Here is a 19,724-nt window from a genome sequence, read left to right as displayed (position 1 = left end):
TCAACCCCGCCGACGCCCCTCAGGTCAGCTCGGCCACCACCCGGTCCATCACGCCCTTCCAGTACGTACGCCGCTCCTCCCGTTCCTCCGCGCTCGCCAGCAGCTTCAGTCAGTGGTCAGCCGGGCGCGGTGAGCCCGGACCTTGTGGCGGTTGCCGCACCGCTCCATCGAGCACCAGCGCCGCCTGCCGGGCCGGGAGGTGTCGACGAACAGCAGGCGGCAGTCGTCGGCGCCGCACGTACGGACCCGGTGGGCGTACGCCCCCGTGAACAACTCGACGGCGTCCCGCGCGACGGTGGAGAGCAGCCCGGTCCCGGTCGCGCCCGCCGCCCACTCCCGTACCCCCTCGGCGGTCAGCCGGGCGGCCAGGGGCGGGTGCGCCGCCGCGTCGTTCACCGTGGCGAGGTCGTCCGGCGCGGGTGGCAGCGCCGCCACCTGGGCCTCCGCCAGCCGCCAGAGCGCATCGCGCAGACGGCGTGCGGCCGCCACCTCGTCCGGGCTCACGGCAAGGTCCAACCCGCCCGGCAACCGGCTCTTCCCCGCCCAGCGCACCAGATCCTCGGGGCCGTGCAGCACCTCGAAATACGCCAGGCGCCCGGGTCCGCCGGTCGGCAGGAGCTCCAGGCACAGGGCACCCGGATCGAACCGGAACGAGCTCCCGTCCGGATGCACCAGCAGCATCCCTGGAGGCGTCGCCTGCCGTCCCGGCGGCCCGGCTTCCGGCGTGTCCGTTGCGCTCGCACTCATGTAACCACTATAAACGGTTTCCATGACCTCCACACTGTCCTGGAAGCTCGTCATCGACAGCGCCGACCCGCACGCCCAGGCCGGATTCTGGGCCGAGGCGCTCGGCTACCTGATCGAGGACAACAGCACCCTCGTCGAGCAACTGCTCGCCGCCGGAGCCGTCCCCGAGGCCGTCACCACCCACGCCCACGGCCGCCGCGCCTGGCGCGACCTCGCGGCGGCCCGGCACCCGGACGACCCGTACGACGAGACGAGCGGTGCGGGGCTGGGGCGGCGGCTGCTGTTCCAGCGCGTCCCGGAGCCGAAGACGGTCAAGAACCGCCTCCACATCGACGTTCACACGCCGCCCGGCGAGCGCGATGCGCAGGCGGAACGGCTGGTGGCGCTGGGTGCGCGCATCCTGCGCGCGGTCGACGAGCAGGGCGGGAGCTGGCTCGTACTCGCAGATCCTGAGGACAACGAGTTCTGCGTGAGCTAATAGGTCACGCGTGACCCTCTGAGGTCTCCACCCCGACTTCGACCAACCAGGAGAGCACCCTCATGAAGATCCACCTGACCAGCGTCTTCGTCGACGACCAGGAGAAGGCCCTGCGCTTCTACACGGACGTTCTGGGGTTCGTGACGAAGCACGACGTGCCGATGGGCGGCACGGACCGCTGGCTGACCGTGGTCTCGGCGGAGGACCCCGACGGCACCGAACTCCTGCTGGAGCCGGACCGCCACCGCGCGGTCGGCCCGTACAAGACGGCCCTCGTCGAGGACGGCATCCCGGCCGCCGCCTTCGCCGTGGAGGACGTACGGGCGGAGTTCGAGCGGCTGCGCGGACTCGGGGTGCGGTTCACGCAGGAGCCGGTGGAGATGGGCCCGGTGACGACGGCGGTCCTGGACGACACGTGCGGCAACCTGATCCAGATCGCGCAGGCCGGGTAGGCGCGGCGGCAGGGCCGGGCCGGGACGGCAGGCGAGGCTAACCGGAAGACGTAACACCGGCACCGCCGCCACCCCCGTCCGCGTCCCCGTCCCCGTCCGCGTCCCCGTCCCCGTCGTCGCCCTCGTCCCCGTCGTCGCCCTCGTCCCCGTCGTCGCCCCGCTCCCGCCGGACCTCCTCCCTCATCCGCTCCGCCATCAGATCCGCGAGCGGGTCGGTCACATCCCAGGAGTGCGGGGCGGAGTGGCGGTCGAACAGGACGCACACCTGCCGCTCGTCGGTGGCGAGCGTGCGCAGCACGGCGGGGCACGGGGGCAGTTCGGCGAAGCGGAAGCTGCGGCGCAGGCCGGTGTCGGTGTCCGTGTCGGTCCAGAACATCCACAGGTCCCGCGAGGCGGCCATCTCGCCCGCCCAGAGCTGTGCGGCGTGCTCGGTCTTCTCGTCGTGCTCGCCCAGTTCGCACAGCAGCATGTCGTCCAGTTCGGGCACTTCGGGCACGGCAGGGGTCGGGCCCGGTTCGGGGTGCATGGCGGTGAGCACGACGAGCGTGCCCATCTCGGGGACTTCAGCGAAGGCGGTGCACTGCAACACGTCGATGATCCTTGCTGGTTGGAGGCGGGGGGAAGGGCAAGGGGAAGAGGAAGGTTCTCCGGCTACCGGCCCACCGGACGGACCACGAGCCCGTACCAGGTCAGGGCGTCCCGGGCGACGAACTCGTACGGCAGCCCGTCCGCGAGCCGCAGCAGCGCGTAGTCCTGCTCGCGGAAGCTGCCCGCCCAGGCCCGGAGTTCGGCCGGTGCGTCATGCGGTCCGCCGCTGCTGACCGGGTGCAGCGCGCAGGCCGGAATCCACGGGGTGTACGGGTCGGGGTCCAGCGCGTCCGCGAACCGCCGCGCCTGCCGCCGCAGCCACCGGAGCGCCAGCCGCCGGGTCGGAGCGACGGTCCCGCCGAGCCGGACGGACCTGATGGCATCGCCCGCGTGGCTCTCGGCGGCATACCAACGGGCGGGCGCCTGGGCGGGGTTCATCACAGCACTTCCCCCCGGCTGCGGGCGTTGAGGCGGGCGGTACGGGCGCGGAGCTGCTCCATGAGGAGCGCGGGGCGTACGTAGCGGGGCTCGACCTCCCACTCGATGCCGCCGCCCACCGGCCGCAGCGACCAGTAGAAGCCGGCGACCCCTCGGAACTCCCCCACACGGTCCCCACGAGTGGTGTCCACCAGGAGAGTTCCGGGATCAGGGACGCGTGGGCACCTCTCGTGATTCGGGCACACGTTCTCGCCGTACACCAAAAGACTCCTCTCTGTAGTCATACGACTACCGGGGAGGCTCAGCGTGACCTACCGTCGAAGTGTCTTCAACATGGCGGTTCGGGAGGGCACATTCGTGTATCGCAAGGAACTGAATGCCGAGGCCAGCCCGCAGGCGGCGTACGGTGCGCGTCTGCGCAAGTTACGGGACGCCCGGGGCTGGACACAGGACGATCTGGGCGACAAGGCCGGATGCAGCGGCAGGCATATCTCGGCGATGGAAACTGGTCGTAAATCCGCAACCCTGCCCTTCTCGCGGAGAGCCGATCAGATCTTCGGCCTGGTCGGCAGCCCCGAGTCCTTCGAGCGCGAATGGCGGGAGATCAAGCACGGCAGTCTGCTGGCGGGCTTCCCCGAATTCCTCGGCCTGGAGCGCCGGGCGGCGGAGATCCGGCTGTACGAGGTCGGTGTGATGCCGGGACTGCTCCAGACCCCGGAGTACGCGACGATCCTCGCGGAGAGCGCGGTCCGGCGCGGGACCATCACTCCCGAGCAGGCCCAGGAGCGGGTCGCGGTCACCGCGCAGCGGCAGGAGGCCGTCTTCGCGGGCCGGGAGACGATGGTCTTCGCGATGGTGGACGAGAGCTGCCTACGCCGCCCGGTCGGGCGACCCGAGGTCATGAAGGCGCAGTTGGACCGCCTCGTCGACTTCGCCGAACTGCCCAACACCATCCTTCAGGTGGTCCCGTTCGACCTGGGAGAGCACCGCCCGTTCGACCTGCCGGTCTACATCCTGACCATGGTGGACCGGTCGATCATGTCCTACGCCGAATCCGCGCAACAGGGCTATGTCGAAAGGGAAACCACCGGTGTCCTCCCCCTGCTCGCGGACTACCATCGGCTTCAGGCGGTAGCCCCCTCGCAGGCGGCCTCCGTCGACATCGTCCAGCAGTTCCGAAAGGGCACCCCGTGACAACCGAGACCCCCCGCTGGTTCACGTCCTCGTACAGCAACAACGGCGGTGCGTGCGTCGAGGTCGCCACCAACCTCGCCGCCCCGCACGGGATCGTCCCCGTCCGCGACTCCAAGCACGACACCACCACCGGCCCGGTCCTCACCGTCCCCGCCACCGCGTTCACCACCTTCGTCGCGGGCGTCCGCGCCGGGGAGTTCGGCGCGGTCTGAGAAGCCGCCCGGCCGCGCGCAGGCGGCCTGGCAGGGAAGCCCCACCGCACGTGTGCGGTGGGGCTTCTTCATGGACACCCTCGCCGCCTGCGTCGAGAAGGCCGTGGACCTCGACGGGGTGCTGGTGATCGCGCACTCCGAGAAGGGGGACGCCCCACCCACGTGGAAGCGGACCTTAAGGCCACCACCCACTGACGGGCTTCGTCGACCACGGCACCGGTGAGCCTTTGCGGTCCTCCTTCGACCGGGCGACGCGGGATCGACCATCGCATCCGACCCCATCACCGCCACCGGGCCGGCCCTGGCCCCGTTGCCGAAGGAGTACCGGCGCGGGCGTCGGACCCTATTCGCACCGACCCCACCGGCGGCACCCACACCTTCCTCGCCTGGCTCGCACAGCGCGGGAGACGTAGGTCCCACACTGCGTCGTCGCCGAAGGTGCGGGGTTGACCGAGCGTGATGTTCTCGCGGGCAGCCCCTTTTCTTGGGCCACCACTTCCAGCGCCTTGCCGTTCGCCAAGACAGTGCACCGAACTGCACGACGCCTTCGTTTACCTCGCCAGCAGCCTCTCCTCCTGGAACCGACCCAAAAAGGGTCCAACCTGATCGGATTGCGAGCTCCCGTAGAGGGCCTGAATCCCGGAAGTGGAGTGGATAGCACCGTCTACGAACGAGGATTCGGCCAAAATAGACGCACGGGGTAGCTGCTCGATCACTCGCTTGCGCAATTGGAAGACTATGCAAAGTTCGGCGGCGATAATGTGACACCACGCACCGAAGTGGCCTGAAGCCGCTGGTGCTGCGTAAGCATGAACCGGGGCATGTCGCACGTCGGCGCTTACCGGCAGGTCGTCCGGTGGTCGCTCCGGGGGCCGAGCGAAGAGCCGACACGGAGAAAGCCTTGCAGGGGCGGGCAGTTGCTACGATCCTTGTGCGTCGTGCTGCCTGAAACTGAGCGTTGTCGAAATGCCGTGCAACGTGATTCCATCCGATCTTGCAAGCATCTGGGGGGGGGGGGGGAAGTTTCTGCCGGTACGGACGAGGCGTTCGTGCTGCGTAACGCGGCTTGCCTGACGGCGTGATCCCGAGGTGCCTGTGTACGCGCAATGTCGGGATTCACGAGAAGGAGAGCACGTGAGAATCAAGAAGGCTATCGCTTCCGTCATGCTCGTCGGCTCCGCCCTGATGGTCACCCCCGTGGCCAACGCGGCGATAAGCGACTGCAACAACAACATGTGCATGTGGGGCAACAACGACTACCAGTGGATGATCGGCGAGCGAGCCCACGGCAGCGCCACGCTCGTCAATCTGAGCGGCGACAACGACAATGCGATGGACTCCTGGTCCAACGAGTCAGGCACCCACTCGGGCTGTATGTACGGCGCCTTCAACGGCACCGGCGACAGGCAGGGCATGGCTCCGGAAGCCAATGACAACAACGTCTCGCCGCTGAACAGCGACGAGGTCAGCTCGTGGCGAACCAGGTACGGCTGCTAAACCGCTCAGAGAGAGCAGAAGGGCTGACGAAATGACCGGAGCACCGCTCATCCAAACGCGCGACTTGTGTAAAGCCTACCGATCGGCAGTGGAAACGGTGTGGGCTGCACAGGAGGTGAACTTCGCCGCAGACGCGGGCGAGTTCGTCTGCGTATACGGGGCGAGCGGCTCCGGGAAGTCGACCCTGCTGAACCTGCTGGCCGGCCTGGATGTCGCCGACACCGGTGACATCCAGGTCGCCGGTGTCAACGTCAGTGCGGCGGATGAGGCCCAGCGCTCGCGGCTGCGGTTGGATGCCGTCGGAGTGGTCTTCCAGCACCACCAGTTGGTGGAGGAGTTCACCGCCGCCGAGAACGTTGCGTTGCCGCTGGAGGCGCGCGGGGAAACATCCTCTGCTGCTCGTGTGGAGGCTTTCGCCCAATTGGCCCGCGTGGGCCTGGCCGGGCTGGAGGACCGACTTCCAGGTCAGTTGTCCGGCGGCCAGCGGCAGCGGGTGGGTATTGCCCGCGCGCTGGCCGGTGACCGCGCGGTGCTCCTGGCGGACGAGCCGACAGGGGCGCTGGATTCGGCTGCCACGAGGGAAATGTTCACACTGCTGCGGAAGTTGTGCGACGAGGGGGTGCTGGCAGTGGTCTGCTCCCATGACCCCCGCTGCCGGGAGTTCGCCGACTCGGTTTATGAGGTCGTCGACGGCCGCCTGGAACAGCGCTGATGGCGCGGCAGCCGAAGCAGGCCGACAAGGGCAATTCGGTCCTGCCGCAGCCACGGCTCGCGGCACGGCTGGCATGGCGGCTGGGCCGGCGCCAGGGCCAATGGATCGGTGCCTCTTCAACGGTGTTCGTGGCGGGTCTGTTCACGATGGCCATGTTCATCGCGTTGTCGACGCTGTCACTCTCAGGTGCTCAGGAGGCCGATCGCGACCTGGGCCGTTTCGACGCTCTCGCGAGCGCCGAGATGACGATTCCCCCCGGCAGCAAGACGCCGGTCCCGGCCATGGCCCGGGCGGCGCAGCAGGCCGGTGCGAACGAGTCCGCCGCCTTCCTCACCGCGCTCGACGTGCAACTCGCCGTTACTCCGGCACGGAACGTGACGCTGCTGGAGGGACAGTGGAAGCCCAACCCCTACCCGGACGTGTACGAGTTGACGGCCGGGCGCTGGCCGCAACAGCCGGGCGAGGTCGTTGTGACCGACCCAGCGGACGTCAAAGCCGCAGCGGGCCAGACGCTCACCGTGCTGGGTGACCTTCGGCTCCGCGTGGTGGGCGTCGCGGACAACCACTACGCGAAAACCTCGGCCCTGCTCGCCGCGCCGGGCACATGGAGCAGCCTGGATCCGAAAGTAGCGGAGGGCTATCCCTCCCTGGCCGCGCAGCCGTACCTGCTGTGGACCGGGGGTCCGGAACAAGCCGTCATGGATGCGGTGACAAAGGCGCTCACGTCGTACAGCGATGGCTCCAGCTCGCAGGAGGCCGAGGGCGGACCGGAGCTTCTGCCCGGCCCGCCGACCCTTCGGGCACAGCTGGAGACCAGAGCAGCCGATTACTGGATCGAGAAGTCCCCCGCCGGATACGCCATCCCCGCCGTTCTGGTCCCCATCGGCGCCGTGCTGCTGATGTTCGGGCTCGTCGACCGACGCCTGCGGCGCACCGCGGAGACCATGGTGTCCTTGGGGCTGCGACCCGCCACCACGGTAGCGGCCGTGAGCTTGGCCTGTGTGGCATGGTGCCTGGCGGCAGCTACCGCCGGTGCCGCTGTCGGAGTCGCCACCGGCTGCGCCCTACGACCTCTCCTCGCGTACCTGCAAGACCGGCCGGTGGGAGATGTCGAAGGAGTGACAGACGCTGCTGCGCAGCTCCTCGCTCTGGTCGCGGCAACCGGAGTGCTGACCGGCGCGGGACTGCTTCTGGCCCGCCGGACCCGCAGTGAGCAGCCTCTCCCCACCACCACCTCACCGGCACACCAGCCGCGCGCGAAGAATCTCGGCAAGAAGAGTGTTGCGACGGTGATCCGCGATGTTCGCCAGCTGGCCGCGCTGGGCGTCTGGTGCGTCTGCGTTGTCTACACGGCGACACGCCTCGACACTCCGTCCGAGGGCATGTTCCTGACCGCCCTGATCACGGCCGCGGTGGTGCTGACGTTGCCGGAGTTCTTCGGATTCGCGACCCGCCTGCTCACGGAGCATGACGCCCGCCGCAGGCTGGCCCGCCGTCAACTGCAGGCCGACCGACGGCGGGCACAGGCCGCCCTCGCCGTCCTTACGGTGATCATCGGCGCCAGCCTGGGCATGCTCGCCCTTCTCGACACCCTGATCCGCAGCAGCGAGAACACCGTGCAACCGGAGGTCCTGCCCGGCCAGGTACTCCTGGCGCACCGGGCCAGCAGCGCCTTCGCACCACCCGAGCGGATGCTCACCGTGCTCAAGGAGAGCAAAGTTCTCGAAGGCCTTCCCCAGGTGGAACTCCACCGCCTCTCGAAGGAGACCGTGGACGAGACCGGCCCCGTCCCCAGCACAACTCGCCAAGGCAACGAAGGCGGCATCCTGGCCGTCGACTCACCCGACGACGTCCCCGTTCTGACCGGCCGCCCCCTCACCGCCGACCAGCGTGCGCTGCTCGACCGCGGCGGCCTCCTCGTCTGGGCGGACCGCGACAACGCCCCGCCCTCCGAAGGACAGCCGACCCGACTTGTGGTGGCCGAGGACGACCGCATCCTCACCGAAACCCCTCCCCTGCCCGCCAAGCCACTGGAACTGGCACGCACGGGCTGGCGCGCCGGCACCGACGGAATCCTTCTCGTCGACACCGCCCGCCGCCTTGGCCTCCCCATCGCCGCGCAGGGCCCGATCATGGTCACCGACGCCGACGACGGGCAGGACGCGCGCGTGCAACAGATTCTCCAGGACCACGCGATCGACGCACGCGCCGCCTACATCTACGTCGAGCCAGAACCACCAGTCCCGGATACAGCGCTGTACGTCTCCGCTGCGGCCTTGGCCCTGCTTGCGCTCTTCACCGTCCTCACTGCGCTCCGCGGCCAGACCCGGGCACTGAAGACCTACGTCGACAGCCTCATCGCGCTGGGCATCCCGCCATCCTGGGGCCGCCACATCATCCTCTGGCAGTACGCCCTCCTTCTCGGAACCGCCACTCTCCTCGGGCTCTTCATCGCCATCGTCCCGACCGTGGCTCTGGCCACCCAGATCCCCGACTTCGAGCTCAGCATTCCCTGGGGACAGATGAGCCTGCTCCTCGCCACTCTCGCCCTGGCCTCCGCACTCGCCGCAACCCGATCGACGCTCGCCCTACGCCGGTAGGGGGTAGCAAGTCCCGGGAGCCGCAGCTCCCACGGACACAACCGACCAGCGACGAAAGGGCACGCCGTGACGAAGCCGAACGCGCGCAGGCGGCCTGGCAGGGAAGCCCCACCGCAGTGTGCGGTGGGGCTTCCTGCTGCCCGAGGAGCGGCGCGGAGCTCGGCTCGGACAGCAAGCCCGGTGAAGGGGCTTGAGTTTCCCGTTCCGGAAACTGGAACCCCTTGCCCTGCCCATCGCCGACCGGAAAGATCGGACGGGACATCGGTAGCGGCAGAGGGGAAAGCCCGTGAAAATGACGGTGCTTGCTACGACCTGCGAGAAGACGAACTGCCCGACGGTCTACAAGACGGACCGGGGCACGATCATCGTTCAGGGTGAAACTCCGACCGACCACGGACTCACGATTCCGGCCCACGAAACCCTCGTCGAAATCCCCATCGGGCTCATCCGCGAAGCTTTCGGAGGTCAGCTCAGTGCCTAAGACCTTGGGGGACCTGTTCGACGACTTCAAGCAGGAGGCATTCCGGCTGGAGACCCTCGACGACTACGGGCGCTCGGGCAATGTGGACGCGTACAGGCTGTACCTCGACGGCAAGCCCAAGCCGGAGGGCTACAACACCGACTGGCTGGACGAGGTACGCAAGAATGTCGACGCCGGCCGGAGAATGTACCGCGTCCACGTGGTCACCCGGCCGCTCACGCCCTATCTGCGGTATGAACTGGGTTGGGGATACACCACGAACAGCACGGCCGGCGAGGAGTTCTTCATCCTGGACGTGACGGAGCAGCCCAACCCGCTCGGAGACGTGGGCGACTTCTGGCTGTTCGACTCGGTCACCGCGGCACCCATGCGCTACACCCCTGACGGTGAGTTCGCCGGGGCCGTCGTCCTCTCCGGAGACCGGGCCGACGAGTTCGTCAGCTACAGGAACACAGCCCTGGCACACGCCGTACCGTTCGCAGACTGGTGGGCAGAGCACGGCACGTGAACCGTTCGGAGCTTGGCATCGCGCTGCGGGTGCTGCGGAACGCTTCCGGAAAGGAAGCCAAGGCAGTTGCCCGCGGCGCTGTCATGTCGCCGAGCAAGCTCAGCAGGATCGAGACAGGCAAGATCTCTCCGAGCGCAGACGACGTCAACCGCATCCTGACCGCCATAGGCGTCTCGGACGACGTCAAGGCGGAGTACATGGACGCCGCCCGCGCCGCGGCGACCGAGGCCACGGCCTGGCGTCTGATCCAGCGCGCGGGTCTTCACAAGGCTCAGCAGCGGCTGCGGGACGCGGAAGCGCAGTTGAGTCTCCTGCGGGTTTTCCAGCCGGCCTTGGTGCCCGGACTGCTCCAGACTCCCGAATACATGCGGGCGATCCTGTCCCGCTACGACGATCTGTCCGAAGAGACCGTCCGCCGCACCGCCAGCACGCGGATCGATCGGCAAGAGGCACTTTACGACGATTCCAAGACGCTTCAGTTCATCATCACTGAACCAGTGCTCCGGTGGCTGATCGTGCCGGCCAGGGTCATGGCAGGGCAGCTGGACCGACTGATTTCAGTGTCTCGGCTGCCGAGCGTAGACATACGGGTCGTGCCTCTCGCCGGACGGAAATACGACATCCCGAACCATGCTTTCGTGATCCAGGATGACCGTGCCGTAGCTGTCGAAACAGTTCATGCGGAAGTCGTCGTGACCGACCCGAGAGACATTTCCCTGTACGTAGCCAAGTTCGAGGGGTTCAGTAATTCCGCCGTTGCAGGTGACGCCATGCGGGACCTGATCTCAGATATCCGGGACGGGCTCTTGCGCGAACAGGAAACCAACTAGAAACCGCCTCCCTTTCTGGTCACCATTGCTGCCGACACACCAAGACGTCAGCAGCTCAGAAAGGGACCAGCCCATGTCCGACCTGTATGAACTCTCCATCACCGGAGCCGCATTCTCGAAGGCCTGCGGCGGCAACACCCACCCCGACGGCGAGGCGTGCGTGACGCTCGCGCGCATCGGGCCGGACGCCTGGGCCGTGGGCGACAGCAAGCGCCCCGGCGCCGAGCCGTTGCGGTTCACCACGGCGGAGCTGGACGCGGCGGGCATCGATCCCGCCCGCTTCGACCTCTCCGCCTGAGCGGCAACGCGCCGGTGCACCACCACGGTTACGCCTGGCTCGGGGAGAAGCGGACGTTCGACAAGGAGAGCATCCGCAGGCCCCCGGGCCGGGACCCGACGCCGACCAGCGACCCCGACGTGCAGGAGCGGTACCGGGAGGCGGTAGCCGTGTTCCCCGCCTCCGACGTACCCCCGATCCAGACAGCGCACTGGCTCATGAAACCGGCCTCGACGATCCGCGGGACCTGGGAGGAGCCGAAGGAGGCGGGTGCGTGGCTGGGCGCGCAGCTCACCGAGTTCGCGCCCCGGTTCGCCTCCGTGCAGGACCGGGAGGCAACCAGGTTGGTCCTCCTGGTGCGGGCGGCCGTCGAACGGCTCGCCTGGGGCGGGGACGTGTCCCTCGGCCACTACCTGCGGGGCACGGTCTTCCACTCCGTCGCCCTGGTGACCTGCTCCCCGAACCGCAGCGCGCCCGGCCTGCCCTGCCCCGCCCGGCGGACCGGCCCATGACGGGACCGGACCGGACCGGTCTCCGCGCCGATCAGTCCGGCCAGGTCCACTCGATCCCGTACACCCCTGGTACGCACCGCGTCGGCAGGAAGTGCGTGGTGTGGAACGCGTCCACCGGGACGGGCTGCCGCTGGGACGGCTCGGCGCCGATCCGGGTGCGGTGGTATCCCCAGCACCGGCTGGGGACCGCCCGGGGGTGGAAGCGCACGTGCAGCAGGTAGGCCCGCAGCGCCGTGGTCACGCGGCGCTCGTGCTGCCAGGAGGCCTTCCCCTCGTACCGGAGGGTGTAGGCGACCACCGCCGTCTCCGTCCGCGCCAGCCGCCGTCCGAGCGGGATGTCGGCCGCCGCGGAGCCCAGCTCCTCCAGGAACCGGATGCGCGGTACGGATCCGCCGGCGACCGACAGAACGGCGGTCCCCGCTTTCGGGGAGTCGAGGAAGTGCACGACGCTGAGGTGGTCGACGCCGTCGCGGATCGCCTGCACCACGGTGGTGACGGAGATCTCGCGGACGGCCCTGTGCTCGTCCAGGCAGACCGTGTCCTGCACGGTCAGGGCGCGCAGACCGTCGTTGAAGCGGGCGAAGGCGTCGCCCAGGGCCTGCTCGACGTCGGACCCCTCACCGTAGACGCCCCGGATGGTGGCCGGATCGGGTGGCCGGGTGCCGCCCCGGGGGCGGTGCGGGCCGAGCAGGGAACGCAGGGCGCCCTTGGGCAGGCCGAGCAGCGGCTCCAGAGCGTCCACGGCCCGCAGCGACTGGGCCTTCTCCGGTTGGCTGCGCCCCCGCTGCCAGTGGCTCAGGGTGGCCAGGCTGACGGATATCTGCTGCGCCCGCAGGTGGTCGCGGATGCGTTCCAGCGGCAGTCCGCGTCGGCGCAGGGCTTGGCGGAACACGGTCGCGAAGGTCGCGTCGGCTCCGTCGCGGTCGGGCATGTGCGGCATGGCGGCTCTCAACAGGCTGCGGGCACCGACGACTTCGGTACGCCGACCCGGACACGTACCGGCGTGCCGAACGCGCGCGCACCGGCGAACGGCAACGCGCGCACACCGACGTGCCGGACGCGCGTACGCCGGTGGACCGGCAGGCACGCATCCACGAGCACACGTCGGCGTACCGGAACGCCCACGGCTCGACGGCGGTCCTCGGGTCGGGCAGGCGACCGGGGGCCGCCCACCCTAGCCGGGTGGACAGCCCCTGGTCAGCCCCCTTGGACGGGGATCAGTTGGTGTTGAGGGTCAGTCCGTAGTAGGAGAGCGCGTCGTCGAGCGGCTGGAAGTAGGACGAGCCGCGGGAGTTGACGCCACCGGTGCACCGCTGGTTGGTCGGCCCGCCGGAGGTCATGCCCTGGGCCTGGTTGCCGGAGATGTAGGCGCCGCCGCTGTCCCCGCCCTCGGTGCAGACGCTGGAGGTGGCGAGGCCGGTCACGACGGTGTCGGGGCCGCCGTTCTGGTCGGTGTAGGTGACGCTGACGTTGTACGAGCCGATCTTGCCGCAGGTCCAGCCGGTGGTGGCGCCGGACTTGCAGATCGCGGCGCCGGAGGCGGCCCGGCTGCTGCCCCGGACGGCGACGGGGCTGCTGTTACCCCAGGTGCCGACGCTGGTGGTGATCGAGTGGCCGGAGTTGACGGACGCGATGCCCATGTCCACGCTGCGGGCGCCGAGGGCGAAGCGGGTCTTGGTGCCCTTGGCGAAGGCCGCCCCGTCGTAGCGCAGGGTCGGGAGGCCCTCGACGCAGTGGCCGGCGGTCACCAGGTACTGGTTCCCGGAGCGGTCGCGGGCGCCGTAGCCGACGGAGCACCAGCCGGTAGTGTTGTTGATCGTCATCTTGCTGCCGGGGTATATCGCGGCCTGGGCCGTGAGCTTCTCCTGGCCGCGCACGACCTTGACGGCGGAGCCGTGCTTCACCGCTGCGGCGAGGAACGCCTTGGCGGGGGCGGAACGGTCGCTGTTCACCTTCACGACGACCTGGTCGGCGGCAAGGTCTACTGACCAGGCGGCCACGCCTTCGGGCGTCTGCTTCACCGCGAGGGCGTCCAGCTCGGCCTTGACCCGGTCAAGGGCGTCCTCGCCACGGGCGGGAACCCGGGCGTCGATCCCGGCCCGCTCGAACCGGGCGGCCTCCGCGCGGTCGTCGGCGTTCACGGTGAGGCTGCCGGCGGCGTCGAAGAAGGCGCCGTCATCGGTCAGCCCGCTCTTGCGCAGTTCCACGAGCCGCTTCTGCTGGGCGTCCTGACGGTCCAGCCGGTCGGCCGCCGCCTTCTCGTCCACGCCGAGCGACGCGGCGAGCGCCCGGACCATCTCCGGCTGGTAGAGCGGGGCGGCCGACGAACCCGCGGCGGGCGTGGCGTCCTGGGTGGTGGCCTGGGCCGTCACCTGGGTCCCCAGGACCGCGGAGGCCGAGAGCGCGACCGCCAGGAGCGCGAATCTGCCGGAGCGCCGATTACCGGAGGTGCGGGAATTGCGGGAATTGCGGGAATTACGCACGCTGATTCCTTCCGAATGGCAGGCGAAAACCCGTGAGGGGGGTTGGTTCGGCGGACACGTCAGTGCGTATCGCCGAGAATGAGTTCTCGCCCGGCGGCCGGGGCGAGCCCCGCCGCGACATGAACTTTGACCCAACGGACCAGCTCCAACAAGGTGCTTGACGTGGGGAAGTTTTAACAGAATGCCCGGCGGACTGTTAAAGCGGCGGACCGTTTCCCGTCCCCTCGCCGCGCGCATATCCGCGCGATCGCGCCCCTTGCGGACAGGCGGCCATCCCAGCCCTTCTAGGCTGTGGCCCATGCCCCCGCCACCCGCATATGCCCTCGTCGCCACCGACCTGGACGGCACCCTGCTGCGCCCGGACGACTCCGTCAGCGCCCGCTCCCGCGCCGCGCTCGCCCTCGCCGCCTCCGCCGGGGCCCGGCACCTGATCGTCACCGGGCGGCCGGTCCCCGGCATACGGGTGCTGCTCGCCGAGCTGGCGTACACCGGGCTCGTCGTGTGCGGCCAGGGCACGCAGTTGTACGACGCCGACAGCGCACGGCTGCTCAGCTCGGTCACCCTGGACCGGGAGGCCGCCGACACCGCGCTCGGCAAGCTGGAGGCGGAGGTCGGGGCGGTGTTCGCGGCCGTGGACCAGGACGGGGTGGACGGCGTCACGCTGATCGAGGGCGGCTACCGGATGCCGAACCCGACGCTCCCCGCCCTCCGCGTGGACGCCCGGGACGCCCTGTGGGAGCGGCCGGTCATCAAGGTGCTGGTCCGCCACCCGCAGCTCGGCGACGACGCGCTGGCCGCCGCCGCGCGCGGGGTGGTGGGCGACCTGGCGAGCGTCTCCATGGCGGGGCCCGGCACGGTCGAGCTGGCTCCGTACGGGGTGGACAAGGGCACCGGGATCGCGGCGGCGGCCGAGCTGCTGGGGATCGCGGCGGAGGGGACGGTCGCGTTCGGGGACATGCCCAACGACCTGCCGATGTTCCGGCGTTCCGGCCACCGGGTGGCCATGGGCAACGCGCATCCGGAGCTGCGGGCGGCGGCGGACGAGGTGACGTCCACGAACGCGGAGGACGGGGTGGCGGAGGTGCTGGAGCGGCTGTTCGGCTGACGCCACGTCGCTCTGGTGGCCCCGCCGCCTCGTGATCAATACACCTAGTGCGTGGCGCCGCCGCTTCCCGGAAGGTTCTGTTCCGTCCACAGCACCTTGCCGTCCGGGCCGTGCCTGGCTCCCCAGTGGGCGGCGAGGCGGGAAACGATGAACAGGCCCCGGCCGCCCTCGTCGACCGTGTGGGCGTGGCGCAGGTGCGGGGAGGCGGTGGAGCCGTCGTGGACCTCGCAGGTGAGGGTGGTGTCCAGCAGGAGGCGGAGGCGGAGCGGCGGGGTTCCGTAGCGGACGGCGTTGGTGACCAGTTCGCTGACGATCAGCTCGGTCGCGTCGACGGTGTCCTCGTCGAGCCCCCAGCCCTGGAGCCGGTCGCGTACGAGCAGGCGGGCGGTGGCGGGGGTCGTGCGTTCCTGGGCGAGGTCCCAGGTGGCGACGCGGTGGTCGGAGACCGTACCCGTACGGGCCAGGAGCAGCGCCGCCCCGGCGGCCCGGGTGTCGTCGGGGAGCTCGTACACGATGTCGTCGCCCAGTTGCTGGAGGCTGCGGCCGGGGCGGGCCAGGGTCCGGGTGATGCGTTCTGCGGCGTGCTCGCCGGCGAGCAGTTCGGCCGTGCAGAACGCGAGGAGGCTGCCCTCCTCCAGGGTGACGGTGGCGGGGGCGAACAGGGCGCTGTCGGCGTCGAAGAGGCTCGGGCCCTCGGGGGCGTCCAGGGGGACGCCCCGGCCGTCGGGGCCGACGATCAGGGGCGCGGGATGGCCGGCCCGGGCGACCGTGCAGGTCCGGGTGAACGGGTCGTAGACCCCGTACACACATCCCGCCCGCAGCGGTTCGCCGTGGAGGGAGTCGCTCGGGGGCAGGGCCGCGCGCTCGTGGGCGAGGCGGTCGGCGGTCTCCTTGAGGCGGGCCAGTACCTCCTCCGGTTCCAGGTCGAGGCCGGCCAGTGCCTGGACGACGGTACGGAGCTGGCCCATGGCGATCGCCGACTGGAGCCCCTCCCCCGCGACCCCGCCGACGACGAGCGCCGTACGGGCCCCGGAGAGCGCGATCGTGTCGAACCAGCAGCCGCTGTCCCGGCCGGGCAGCAGCACGTGGGCGGTCTCCACGGCGGCCTGGTGGCGTTCGGCCTGCGGGAGGAGGCGGCGCTGGACGGTGGCGGCGATGACGTGCTCGCGCTCGTACCGGCGGGCGTTGTCGATGGCGAGGGCGGCGCGGGTGGCGGCCGTGGCGGCGAGGGAGACGTCCTCCTCGTCGAACGGCTCGGCGGCTCCGCAGCGGTACAGGCTGATCAGCCCGAGGACGGCTCCCCGCAGGGTGAGGGGCACGACGATGAGCGAGTGCGCGCCGGTCTCCGCGAGGCGGTGGACTCCTGCCGGGTCGGGGTCGAGCCACGGGGTGTCGGCGGTGAGCGGGACGAGCCGGGGGCGCAGGTCGGCGACGGCGAGCGCGTACGGCGTACGGGGCGGGAGGCGGCGGGTTCCGCCGACCGGGGAGGTCCCGCCGACCGGGCGGGTCCGGCCCGGCCCGTCGCCCCGGACGGTGCCGCCCCCGACGGTGTCGCAGCGGCCGCTCGCCGCGCAGCGCAGCGGGGTGTCGGGCGGCAGCGGGCCCACCGGCGGGTCGGCTCCGCGCAGGACCTCGTCCACCACCTCGATGACGGCGAGACCGGCGAAGCCCGGCACCAGGGCGTCGACGAAGGCCCGGCAGGTGGTGGCCACGTCCAGCGAGCCGCCGACCGCGTCGCGCACGGCGGCGAGCGCGGTCTCCCGGGCCCGGGCCCGCTCCCGCTCGGTGACGTCGATGACCGCGCTCAGCAGCCCGAGGGCGGGGCCGCCGGAGCCGTCCGGGCCGCCGGGGCCTTCGAGGCGGTAGGCGGAGACCAGGAAGGTGCGGTCGCCGGGGATGTGGCGAAGGCGGCCGCGTACGAGATGGTCGCGTACGGGCCCCTCACCTGCGAGGACCCGTTCGAGGAGCTGCTGGGACCCATGCGGGTCGTCGAGCCGGAAGGCCTCGGTGAAGCGGAGCCCGATGTACTCCTCGGTCCGGACACCCTCGACGAGGGGGTTGGCTCGGACGAGCCTGAGCTGCGGGTCGAGCACGAAGAGGCCTACGGCGGACTGGGTGAAGAGGGCCTTGAGCAGGGCCTCGTCCAAGCCTCCCGGAGGGGGTCCGGACCCGGCCGGGGTTTCGGCGTACGACACGGCTCCACCTGCCCCTCAGGCTCCGGCACACCGCTGCCCCGCAGCACCGGCACGTACGTGCCGGACCAGCATCGCCCGGCGGGGCTGGGGCGGCCACCGGGGGACGGCGGGGGTGTGACGGGGCGCCGGCCACCCGGGAGGGATACGGATTGAGCGGGCCGTCCACGTCGAAGGAACAGGAGTGGTCGGTGCACCGCTTCCCTGCCCGTCCCTCCGGGGTCCCGCCGGAGGAGGTGCGGCCGGCCCCGGTGGCGCCGGATCCGCCGGGGGGCCTCCGCCACCCGGCCGAGCAGCTGCGAACTCCACGCCCGGGGCAGGGCCGTCGCCGTTTCCGGCACCTTGACCACGCTCATCGCACACACCTCCCGGCGGGCCTCCCGGCAGACCTCCGGCGGTGGGCCAGGGGGTCCGCGCACCAGGCTCCACGGATGGACGGACGCCATCCGGGGCGGGGCGCCGGGCGGTCGACCGTATGGCGAAGACTCGCGCCGGGCCCGGGCTGCCGCTGGTCACCGGCGCACCACACACATGAGGGCGCCGCACGCAACATCCGTGGGGCGCCCTCCGGACGGGGTCAGCCGGCGGTCTCGCGTACGGCGTCCTCGATCAGGTCGACCACCGCCTGCGGCTGGGAGGCCAGGGAGGCGTGGCTCGCGTCGAGCTCGACGGTCCGGCGGGGGTTCATCCGCTGGGCCATGCGGCGTTCGTTGTCGGGGTGGATCATGCGGTCCTGGGTGGAGACCTGGTACCAGGCGGGCTTGTTCCGCCACGCCGGGGCGGTGACGTTGTCGCCGAAGGTGGAGCCGAGCGGCGCCTTCTGGGTGACGGCCATGACCAGGGCCTGATCGGCGGGCAGGTCCTGGCAGAAGCTCTCGCGGAACTTGTCCTGCGCGATCCAGAGGTAGCCGTCGGAGTCGGGGGCGATGTTGTCGAAGGCGGCGGGCGGGTTCTCCTGGCTGATCTGACCCGGGCTCTCGCCCGCGTCGGGGGCGAAGGCGGCGATGTAGACGAGGGCGGTGACGTTGGGCAGGTCGCCCGCCTCGGTGATGACGGCGCCGCCGTAGGAGTGGCCGACCAGGACGACGGGGCCGTCGACCTGCTTGACCATCTTTCGGGTGCGCTCGGCGTCGTCGGCCAGCGAGGTGAGGGGGTTCTCGACGGCTCGGATCTTGTCGTATCCGCGCTTGTTCAGCTCGGTGATGACGTTCGCCCAGTGGGCGGCGCCGCCCCAGAAACCATGGACGAGGACGATGGTGGGCTTGTCGGACATGATTCTCTTCCTCCGCGGGGACGGTCAGGTCACTGGAAGCGAGTCTTGTGCGCCGCGGCGCGGGCGGCACGGCGCGGAGGCCGAAAGGGTGTCGCTCCGTCACCGTCGGTGACTCCGTCACCGTGGTGGCGCGTCGGGTGGACGCGCGACTGTGAGGGCGGGCGGGGCCGCCCTCACAGGGGGTGTGCGCTCTCTCAGGGGTGTGCGCCGTACGTCAGATGCCGAGGGTGGTGAAGAGGCGGCACCGGAAGGGCTTGGACCCTTCGGGGTCGAGACGGTTCAGGACGAGCTGGGCGACGTTCGGGTCGATCGCCAGGCCGAGGTGGCCGGCGAAGTCCAGGCCGCACTTGTCCTGGAGCACGATGTTCGTGACGTTGGGCGCGGGGGCGAGCAGTCCGCTGGTGTACGGGGTGACCACCGTGTCGTAGCGGGTGACGATGGTGGTGTACGTCGGCCCGGGTACGGCGACGGGACCGTCGTTGAGTTTGGCCAGGAAGGCCGAGCCGGGCAGATAGTCCGTGCAGGCCCCGCAGCCCACGCCGGTCAGCAGACCCTGGAGCTTCAGCGCCTCGGCGAGCGTCGCGAGGCCGTTGAGGGTGGTGCCCTTGAAGTTGGAGCCGAAGCCGACGAAGTCGTCGACCTTCGCGGCGCCGCCCAGGTGCTTCATGTAGTAGGCGGGGACGGTGGTGCCCTCGGAGTGGCCGACAATGTCGACCTTCGACGCTCCTGTCGCGGCGCGCACGCGGTCGACGTACGTGCTCAGCTCGGCGGCGCTGTGGGCCATCGGCGCGAGCCCGCCGGCGAGGCCGCCGAGCAGGGTCTTGCCGTACGTCTGCGAGTAGACGCAGTAGCCGTTGGCGCGGAGCGTCGGCGCCAGCGTCAGGAAGTTGTCCCAGTGGTTGGCGCCCATGCCGTGGACGAGCACCACGGGCTCGGGGTGTGCGGTGCTGGGGCGGCAGGACCAGTTGTTCCAGCCCGACGACGGGGGTGTCTCGGCCGGGGCCGTTCCGGCCGAGGCCGTCGTCGTGAGGGTGGTCGAGGCGAGGACGGACAGCAGAAGGACCGTCAGGAACGTGCGGAGCTTTGCCATGCGGGCGACTCCCTGTTCGCGGTGGGATTACCGGAAGTACAGCACGGGGCATTGT

Annotated in this window: 22 protein-coding genes and 2 pseudogenes; 14 read left to right on the top strand and 10 right to left on the bottom strand. The window is 70.4% G+C overall.

What is annotated here, in order from left to right; all coding sequences use genetic code 11:
- Positions 1 to 19: 19 nt before the first annotated feature.
- Positions 20 to 100, bottom strand: a pseudogene (locus tag ACFWRT_RS11455) (SRPBCC domain-containing protein); the annotation flags it as partial.
- A 5-nt stretch (positions 101 to 105) separates the two neighbouring features.
- Positions 106 to 681, bottom strand: coding sequence for a CGNR zinc finger domain-containing protein (locus ACFWRT_RS11450; RefSeq protein WP_380953572.1), 576 nt, complete (start codon positions 679 to 681; stop codon positions 106 to 108).
- A gap of 88 nt (positions 682 to 769) precedes the next feature.
- Here ACFWRT_RS11450 and ACFWRT_RS11445 point away from each other — a divergent pair, with 88 nt between their 5' ends.
- Positions 770 to 1,225: a VOC family protein gene (locus ACFWRT_RS11445; RefSeq protein ID WP_380953552.1), complete on the top strand. Its 456-nt coding sequence runs from the start codon at positions 770 to 772 to the stop codon at positions 1,223 to 1,225.
- Between the two features lie 62 nt (positions 1,226 to 1,287).
- A complete protein-coding gene (locus tag ACFWRT_RS11440) occupies positions 1,288 to 1,677 on the top strand; it encodes a VOC family protein (RefSeq protein WP_380953551.1) in 390 nt (129 codons plus the stop codon).
- A 37-nt stretch (positions 1,678 to 1,714) separates the two neighbouring features.
- Here ACFWRT_RS11440 and ACFWRT_RS11435 read toward each other — a convergent pair whose 3' ends face one another.
- From ACFWRT_RS11435 to ACFWRT_RS11425, 3 genes are all read right to left on the bottom strand, one after another.
- The gene (locus tag ACFWRT_RS11435) at positions 1,715 to 2,266 is read right to left on the bottom strand and encodes a hypothetical protein (RefSeq protein ID WP_380953550.1); all 552 of its coding nucleotides are present in this window, start codon (positions 2,264 to 2,266) and stop codon (positions 1,715 to 1,717) included.
- A gap of 62 nt (positions 2,267 to 2,328) precedes the next feature.
- Complete coding sequence (locus ACFWRT_RS11430; RefSeq protein ID WP_380953549.1) at positions 2,329 to 2,703, bottom strand: hypothetical protein; 375 nt, start codon at positions 2,701 to 2,703, stop codon at positions 2,329 to 2,331.
- Positions 2,703 to 2,963 (bottom strand): hypothetical protein, encoded by a 261-nt coding sequence (locus ACFWRT_RS11425; protein WP_109979140.1) that lies wholly within the window; start codon positions 2,961 to 2,963, stop codon positions 2,703 to 2,705. The genes ACFWRT_RS11430 and ACFWRT_RS11425 overlap by 1 nt, the downstream gene beginning before the upstream one ends.
- A 73-nt stretch (positions 2,964 to 3,036) precedes the next feature.
- On the opposite strand from ACFWRT_RS11425, the gene ACFWRT_RS11420 reads away from it, so the two are divergent.
- The 11 genes and pseudogenes from ACFWRT_RS11420 to ACFWRT_RS11370 all read left to right on the top strand — a co-directional run bounded on the left by ACFWRT_RS11420 (position 3,037) and on the right by ACFWRT_RS11370 (position 11,526).
- Positions 3,037 to 3,897, top strand: a complete 861-nt coding sequence (locus ACFWRT_RS11420) for a helix-turn-helix domain-containing protein (RefSeq protein WP_380953571.1) — start codon at positions 3,037 to 3,039, stop codon at positions 3,895 to 3,897.
- A complete protein-coding gene (locus ACFWRT_RS11415; protein WP_380953548.1) occupies positions 3,894 to 4,109 on the top strand; it encodes a DUF397 domain-containing protein in 216 nt (71 codons plus the stop codon). Before ACFWRT_RS11420 ends, ACFWRT_RS11415 begins: the two co-directional genes overlap by 4 nt.
- Before the next feature lie 103 nt (positions 4,110 to 4,212).
- Positions 4,213 to 4,529: pseudogene (locus ACFWRT_RS11410) on the top strand (transposase); the annotation flags it as partial.
- Between the two features lie 714 nt (positions 4,530 to 5,243).
- On the top strand, positions 5,244 to 5,606 hold the full coding sequence (locus tag ACFWRT_RS11405; RefSeq protein WP_380953547.1) for a hypothetical protein: 363 nt from the start codon (positions 5,244 to 5,246) through the stop codon (positions 5,604 to 5,606).
- A gap of 31 nt (positions 5,607 to 5,637) precedes the next feature.
- Entirely contained in the window at positions 5,638 to 6,318 is a 681-nt protein-coding gene (locus ACFWRT_RS11400; protein ID WP_380953546.1) for an ABC transporter ATP-binding protein, read from the top strand.
- Positions 6,318 to 8,918 carry a hypothetical protein gene (locus ACFWRT_RS11395; RefSeq protein ID WP_380953545.1) on the top strand — a complete coding sequence of 867 codons (2,601 nt, stop codon included), beginning with the start codon at positions 6,318 to 6,320 and terminating at the stop codon, positions 8,916 to 8,918. Before ACFWRT_RS11400 ends, ACFWRT_RS11395 begins: the two co-directional genes overlap by 1 nt.
- Before the next feature lie 286 nt (positions 8,919 to 9,204).
- A complete protein-coding gene (locus tag ACFWRT_RS11390) occupies positions 9,205 to 9,399 on the top strand; it encodes a hypothetical protein (protein WP_380953544.1) in 195 nt (64 codons plus the stop codon).
- Positions 9,392 to 9,907, top strand: coding sequence for a DUF6879 family protein (locus tag ACFWRT_RS11385; protein WP_380953543.1), 516 nt, complete (start codon positions 9,392 to 9,394; stop codon positions 9,905 to 9,907). Before ACFWRT_RS11390 ends, ACFWRT_RS11385 begins: the two co-directional genes overlap by 8 nt.
- On the top strand, positions 9,904 to 10,737 hold the full coding sequence (locus ACFWRT_RS11380) for a helix-turn-helix domain-containing protein (RefSeq protein WP_380953542.1): 834 nt from the start codon (positions 9,904 to 9,906) through the stop codon (positions 10,735 to 10,737). The genes ACFWRT_RS11385 and ACFWRT_RS11380 overlap by 4 nt, the downstream gene beginning before the upstream one ends.
- 73 nt (positions 10,738 to 10,810) lie before the next feature.
- Positions 10,811 to 11,035, top strand: a complete 225-nt coding sequence (locus tag ACFWRT_RS11375) for a DUF397 domain-containing protein (RefSeq protein ID WP_380953541.1) — start codon at positions 10,811 to 10,813, stop codon at positions 11,033 to 11,035.
- Positions 11,036 to 11,049: 14 nt separating this feature from the next.
- Positions 11,050 to 11,526 carry a hypothetical protein gene (locus ACFWRT_RS11370; protein ID WP_380953540.1) on the top strand — a complete coding sequence of 159 codons (477 nt, stop codon included), beginning with the start codon at positions 11,050 to 11,052 and terminating at the stop codon, positions 11,524 to 11,526.
- 31 nt (positions 11,527 to 11,557) lie between these two features.
- Here ACFWRT_RS11370 and ACFWRT_RS11365 read toward each other — a convergent pair whose 3' ends face one another.
- Together ACFWRT_RS11365 and ACFWRT_RS11360 are read right to left on the bottom strand one after the other, a co-directional pair.
- Positions 11,558 to 12,457, bottom strand: a complete 900-nt coding sequence (locus ACFWRT_RS11365) for a hypothetical protein (protein WP_380953539.1) — start codon at positions 12,455 to 12,457, stop codon at positions 11,558 to 11,560.
- Between the two features lie 286 nt (positions 12,458 to 12,743).
- Positions 12,744 to 13,940 carry a S1 family peptidase gene (locus ACFWRT_RS11360; RefSeq protein ID WP_380953570.1) on the bottom strand — a complete coding sequence of 399 codons (1,197 nt, stop codon included), beginning with the start codon at positions 13,938 to 13,940 and terminating at the stop codon, positions 12,744 to 12,746.
- Positions 13,941 to 14,307: 367 nt separating this feature from the next.
- On the opposite strand from ACFWRT_RS11360, the gene ACFWRT_RS11355 reads away from it, so the two are divergent.
- Positions 14,308 to 15,114: an HAD family hydrolase gene (locus ACFWRT_RS11355; protein WP_380953538.1), complete on the top strand. Its 807-nt coding sequence runs from the start codon at positions 14,308 to 14,310 to the stop codon at positions 15,112 to 15,114.
- Between the two features lie 44 nt (positions 15,115 to 15,158).
- Here the strand turns inward: ACFWRT_RS11355 and ACFWRT_RS11350 are convergent, their stop codons facing one another.
- From ACFWRT_RS11350 to ACFWRT_RS11340, 3 genes are all read right to left on the bottom strand, one after another.
- Positions 15,159 to 17,309: an ATP-binding SpoIIE family protein phosphatase gene (locus ACFWRT_RS11350; RefSeq protein WP_380953537.1), complete on the bottom strand. Its 2,151-nt coding sequence runs from the start codon at positions 17,307 to 17,309 to the stop codon at positions 15,159 to 15,161.
- 574 nt (positions 17,310 to 17,883) lie between these two features.
- Positions 17,884 to 18,579 (bottom strand): alpha/beta hydrolase, encoded by a 696-nt coding sequence (locus tag ACFWRT_RS11345; RefSeq protein ID WP_380953536.1) that lies wholly within the window; start codon positions 18,577 to 18,579, stop codon positions 17,884 to 17,886.
- Between the two features lie 214 nt (positions 18,580 to 18,793).
- A complete protein-coding gene (locus ACFWRT_RS11340) occupies positions 18,794 to 19,669 on the bottom strand; it encodes a lipase family alpha/beta hydrolase (RefSeq protein ID WP_380953535.1) in 876 nt (291 codons plus the stop codon).
- Positions 19,670 to 19,724 lie beyond the last annotated feature (55 nt).

The sequence above is a fragment of the Streptomyces cyaneofuscatus genome (assembly GCF_042718795.1).
In the GTDB taxonomy this organism is placed as follows: domain Bacteria; phylum Actinomycetota; class Actinomycetes; order Streptomycetales; family Streptomycetaceae; genus Streptomyces; species Streptomyces cyaneofuscatus_A.
The sequence above is the reverse complement of the archived record's forward strand: the minus strand, read 5'-3'. Positions and strand labels throughout refer to the sequence as shown.